This window comes from Stenotrophomonas sp. STEN054, assembly GCF_056854535.1.
In genome coordinates this window covers 1-4,930 of the sequence record NZ_JBXFWG010000102.1, presented here as the reverse complement: position 1 = coordinate 4,930, position 4,930 = coordinate 1, and the positions used below count along the sequence as shown (strand labels likewise).

Sequence of the window (4,930 nt, the reverse complement as noted above, 5' to 3'; positions counted from 1 at the left end):
GCTACGGCGGGTGGCGCGAGACATAAGGGGACCTCCAAGTACGATTCAGTATCGCTTCTTGGCGTCCGCTGCTGGGGGACCAGATCAGTGAGCCGCATGGATGCGGCGACCAAGCCCCCATGGACGGGTTCACGGCGTCCCCGCAAACCCACAGTGCCCCGCCATCCCACGGAATGCAGGCTTTTGACGTTGACGTTGCTTCTGCAGGTGCAGGGCTGCAAGCCCTGCCGCCCCCCACTACGGTAGGGTGGGCCGATGCCGCGCTGCAGCTTGGCTACTCAGCGCATTTGATTACACTTGAAACTTGTTTGCCCACGACTCCGGACACCCACCCATGAAGCTTGGTTCTTTGAAGGAAGGCGGCCGCGACGGCACCCTGATCGTCGTCTCGCGTGACCTGCGCCTCGGCGTCCGCGCCACCGGCATTGCCGCCACCCTGCAGCAGGCGCTGGAAGACTGGAGCCACATCGCCCCGCGCCTGAACGCCCTGTACGAATCGCTGAATGCCGGCGACGCCGATGGCGTGTTCGACCTCGACCCGCAGGCCCTGGCCGCGCCGATGCCGCGCGCCTACGAATTCGTCGACGGAAGCGCCTACCTGCCGCACGTCGAGCGCGTGCGCCGCGCCCGTGGCGCCGAGGTGCCGGAAAGCTTCTACACCGACCCGTTGATGTACCAGGCCACCAGCGCCGGCTTCCATGGCCCGCGCGACGCGGTCAAGGTGGTCAGCGAGGAGTACGGCATCGACCTGGAAGCCGAGATCGTGGTCATCACCGACGACGTGCCGATGGCCGCCACCCCGGAACAGGCCGCCGGCCACATCCAGCTGGTCGGCCTGGTCAACGATGTGTCGCTGCGCAACCTGATCCCGGGCGAATTGGCCAAGGGTTTCGGCTTCCTGCAGTCCAAGCCGCGCTCGGCGCTGTCGCCGGTGTTCGTCACCCCCGATGAGCTGGGCACGGCCTGGCAGGACAGCAAGGTGCACCTGCCGCTGCTGACCCACATCAACGGGAAGTGGTTCGGTGCGCCGGAAGCCGGCGTGGACATGCAGTTCAATTTCGCCCAGCTGGTCGCGCATGCGGCCAGGACCCGTCCGCTGGGCGCCGGCACCATCGTCGGCTCGGGCACCATCGCCAACGAGGACACCAGCAAGGGCGCCTCCTGCTTTGCCGAACAGCGCGTGGTGGAAACCCTGCGCGACGGCAAGCCGAGCACGCCGTTCATGTCCTTCGGCGACGTGGTGCGCATCGAGATGCTCGACGCCGCCGGCAACAGCATCTTCGGTGCGATCGAACAGCGCATCGAGCAGGCGGCCAAGCCCTGAACATGGAGGCGGCATTGGACATCCCGGTCGACGACGGCCTCGTGCTGTATACCTACTGGCGATCCAGCGCCGCCTACCGCGTGCGCATCGGCCTGGAGCTGAAGGGCCTGGCCTGGGAGGGCCGGCCGGTGCACCTGGTGCGCGACGGTGGCGAGCAGCATGCCGACGCCTACGCCGCGCTCAACCCGCAGCAGCTGGTGCCCACCCTGCTGCATGACGGGCATGCGTTCACCCAGTCGCTGGCGATCCTCGAATACCTCGATGAGCGCTACCCGCAGGTGCCGCTGCTGCCGGCCGATGCGGTCGGCCGCGCGCGGGTGCGGGCGCTGGCCCAGCTGGTGGCATGCGACATCCATCCGATCAACAACCTGCGGGTGATGCAGTACCTCGAGCGCCGCCTGGAAGCACCGGCCGACGCGCGCACGCAGTGGACCCTGCACTGGATGGCCGACGGCTTCGCGGCGATGGAAGCGATGCTCGCGGGCATCGCGGATACCGGCGTGTTCTGCCACGGCGACCGCCCCGGTCTGGCCGACATCTGCCTGCTTCCGCAGCTCTATAACGCGCACCGCTTCGGCCTGGACCTGGCGCCGTACCCGACCTTGCGTCGCATCGAAGCGGCCTGCCAGGCGCTGGACGCCTTCGACCGCGCACGCCCGGAAAACCAACCCGACGCCGCCTGACCGGCCCCGGCGCTACTGGTCCTCGCCCGGTGGTAGCGCCGGGCCATGCCCGGCGGATGCCGCATCGTCCCCCCGCAAACGGCGCAGGTCATCGCGGAACAGCCGGTAGGCCTCCTCACGCCGGGCGTCGTCGCCCTGCCGAAGCACCCACGCCGGGTGCACGGTGGCGTAGCCGCGGGTACCGTCTTCCAGCGTGTGCCAGCGTCCGCGGTCGCGTGACAGCTGGAAGCCCGCGCCGAACACCGAGGACGCAGCGGTCGCGCCCAGGCAGACGATCACCTGCGGCCGTACCCGCGCGATCTCGCCCAGCAGCCACGGCTGGCAGGCCCGCACATGCCGGCTCTCGGGACGCTTGTGCAGGCGCACCTTGCCGCGCCGCTCGTGGTGGAAGTGCTTCACCGCATTGGTCAGGTACAGCGTGGCGCGGTCGATGCCGAGTTCGGCCAGGGCCCGGTCCAGCAACTGGCCTGCTGGACCTGCGAATGGGCGGCCGCAGAGATCCTCGGTATCACCGGGTTGTTCGCCGATCACCATCACCCGTGCATCAGCCGGCCCTTGCCCGAACACCACCTGGGTAGCCGGTTCCCACAGCGGGCACTGCCGGCAGCCGACGGCCTGGGCACGCAGCGCATCGAGGCTGTCCGCGCTCGATCCCGGTGATGGCAGCACCGCCGGGCGCTGCGGAATCTTCCGCTGCGGGGCCTGCGCGGGGCGGTCGTGCATTTCCTGCACGCGATCGGCAGCGTCGCGCACCAGCCCCGGCAGCAGCTGCGCTTCGGGCAGATGGCGCCAGTACCGTGCCGGCATCTCCTGCAGCATCATCCGGGTGTTCAAGCGGGCCGGATTGAAGATGCTGGCGTAGTAGGTCTGCCACAGCGATTCGCGCGCATCCTCGGCCGGGGCATCTTCGCGACGGGCGCCGGGCCCGAAGGCCAGCGCCTCGCCATCCCAGTACACGCTGCGGCCGGGGGTGAGGATGGCCCAGCGCATGCCGGCGAAGCGGCGCGCGAAGAATGGCGCGACGCGCTCGACGATGTGATGGTCCGGCTCGAACCATGCGATGAAGGCATCGGTCTGCCCGGGCACTTCGCGGAAGCGCACGAAGGCCTTCATCTTGTGGGTGTCGCGGCGCACCGCCTGGGCCAGCGCCATCGCCCGCAGCACGTCGGCATCGGCCGGATTGGACAGCACGCTGCGCTCGCCGTGGGCGATGCGCCACAGCAGCCGGTACAGCAGGGCCAGGCGCTGCGGCTCGCGATGGCACAGGCAGGTCGCGGCCAGCTCCATGAAATCGCGCGGCACGCTGGGCGCGCTGGCGTCGGCGGGCAGGGGAGCACTCTGCACCGATGGCGCATCCAGCAGCGAGGCCTCGCTGCCTTCCAGCCAGTCCAGCTGCGCCGGTGCCACGCCACGCAGCAGCCCCTCGCGCGCGGCATCGCGCCAGGCCTCCAGCGACCACGGCGGGTCCACCCGCAGCGACCAGCGCTGCGCGTCAGGGGGCGGGCGGTGCATCAAACAGCGAGCCCTGTCGTGGCGGCGGCGCCAGCTGCGCGCGCAACGCCGCCGGATCATCCAGCGCCTTGCGTGGGTGGTGGTCGGCCAGCAGCACGAACGGCAGCAGCTTGCTCATCGGAGCCTTCAACCGGGCCACGTCGGCCACCCGCAGGCGGCCGTGCCGGCGTGCCATCAGCACCCGCTTGACGTTGCGCACGCCCAGCCCGGGCACGCGCAGCAGCAGCTCCTTCGGCGCGCGGTTCAGATCGACCGGGAAGCGCTCGGGATGGCGGATCGCCCAGGCCATCTTCGGGTCGATGTCCAGGTCCAGCATGCCGTCCTGGGTGGTATCGGTGATTTCCTCAACGCCGTAACCGTAGAAGCGCAGCAGCCAGTCGGCCTGGTACAGGCGATGCTCGCGCTGCAGTGGGGGCGGCTGCAGCGGCAGCTGGCGGCTGGCATCGGGAATGGGGCTGAAGGCCGAGTAGTACACCCGGCGCATGCGGTAGTTGCCGTACAGCGCGTCGGCACTGGCCAGGATCTGCTGGTCGTTGGCCCCGTCGGCGCCGACGATCATCTGCGTGCTCTGCCCGGCCGGGGCGAAGCGCGGCGGGCGAGGGCGCGCGCTGCGGGTGGCGGTTGGCGCGACCACGGCCGGCGCCTTGCGCGCCTCCTTGGCTTCCTCGATACGCCAGCGCAGTTCGCCCATTGCGCCGCGGATCGAGTGCACGGTCTTTTCCGGCGCCAGCGCGCTCAGCCCGGCTTCGGTCGGCAGTTCGACGTTGATCGACAGGCGGTCGGCGTAGCGGCCGGCGCTGGCCAGCAGCTCGGGCGACGCCTCGGGAATGGTCTTGAGGTGGATGTAGCCGGCGTAACGGTGTTCCTCGCGCAGCTGCCGCGCCACTTCCACCATCTGTTCCATGGTGTAGTCGGCATTGCGGATGATGCCACTGGAAAGGAACAGGCCCTCGATGTAGTTGCGCTTGTAGAAATCCAGGGTCAGCGCGACCACTTCGTCCACGCTGAAGCGCGCCCGCGGCACGTTGCTGGACACGCGGTTCACGCAGTAGGCGCAGTCGTAGACGCAGAAGTTGGTCAGCAGGATCTTCAGCAGGGACACGCAGCGACCGTCCGGCGTGTAGCTGTGGCAGATGCCCATGCCTTCGGTGCTGCCGATGCCGCCGCTGGCGCGCGAGTCGCGCTTGCCCGCGCCGCTGGAGGCGCAGGAAGCGTCGTACTTGGCGGCGTCGGCGAGGATGGCCAGCTTGCGGATGGTTTCCATTGAGGAAACCTACGGACAGGCGGTCTCATTGGATGAGACAGCCCGTGAATCCTTCAGGGTTCCGCCGGGCAGGCCCCGGCGCTACCTTGAGAAACGGGCGTGGCCCCGCGTTATCCGCGGAGACGGGCGTGGCGCGGTGATTCCGGT

The 4,930-nt window shown here is 69.3% G+C and carries 4 protein-coding genes; 2 read left to right on the top strand and 2 right to left on the bottom strand.

All coding sequences use genetic code 11. The features are described from left to right. Positions 1-334: 334 nt before the first annotated feature. Complete coding sequence (locus tag AC1VXD_RS19745; RefSeq protein WP_482993468.1) at positions 335-1,324, top strand: fumarylacetoacetate hydrolase family protein; 990 nt, start codon at positions 335-337, stop codon at positions 1,322-1,324. 14 nt (positions 1,325-1,338) lie between these two features. Further along, positions 1,339-2,007 carry a maleylacetoacetate isomerase gene (gene maiA, locus AC1VXD_RS19740; RefSeq protein ID WP_482993467.1) on the top strand — a complete coding sequence of 223 codons (669 nt, stop codon included), beginning with the start codon at positions 1,339-1,341 and terminating at the stop codon, positions 2,005-2,007. Positions 2,008-2,019: 12 nt separating this feature from the next. Here maiA and AC1VXD_RS19735 read toward each other — a convergent pair whose 3' ends face one another. Next, on the bottom strand, positions 2,020-3,519 hold the full coding sequence (locus AC1VXD_RS19735) for a UdgX family uracil-DNA binding protein (RefSeq protein ID WP_482993466.1): 1,500 nt from the start codon (positions 3,517-3,519) through the stop codon (positions 2,020-2,022). After that, the gene (locus AC1VXD_RS19730; protein ID WP_482993465.1) at positions 3,500-4,783 is read right to left on the bottom strand and encodes a putative DNA modification/repair radical SAM protein; all 1,284 of its coding nucleotides are present in this window, start codon (positions 4,781-4,783) and stop codon (positions 3,500-3,502) included. Before AC1VXD_RS19730 ends, AC1VXD_RS19735 begins: the two co-directional genes overlap by 20 nt. Positions 4,784-4,930 lie beyond the last annotated feature (147 nt).

Excerpts from the sequence above, each read along its gene's own strand:
- AC1VXD_RS19745 (WP_482993468.1), top strand. The coding sequence starts at position 335 with ATGAAGCTTGGTTCTTTGAAGGAAGGCGGCCGCGACGGCACCCTGATC.
- AC1VXD_RS19735 (WP_482993466.1), bottom strand. The coding sequence starts at position 3,519 with ATGCACCGCCCGCCCCCTGACGCGCAGCGCTGGTCGCTGCGGGTGGAC.
- AC1VXD_RS19730 (WP_482993465.1), bottom strand. The coding sequence starts at position 4,783 with ATGGAAACCATCCGCAAGCTGGCCATCCTCGCCGACGCCGCCAAGTAC.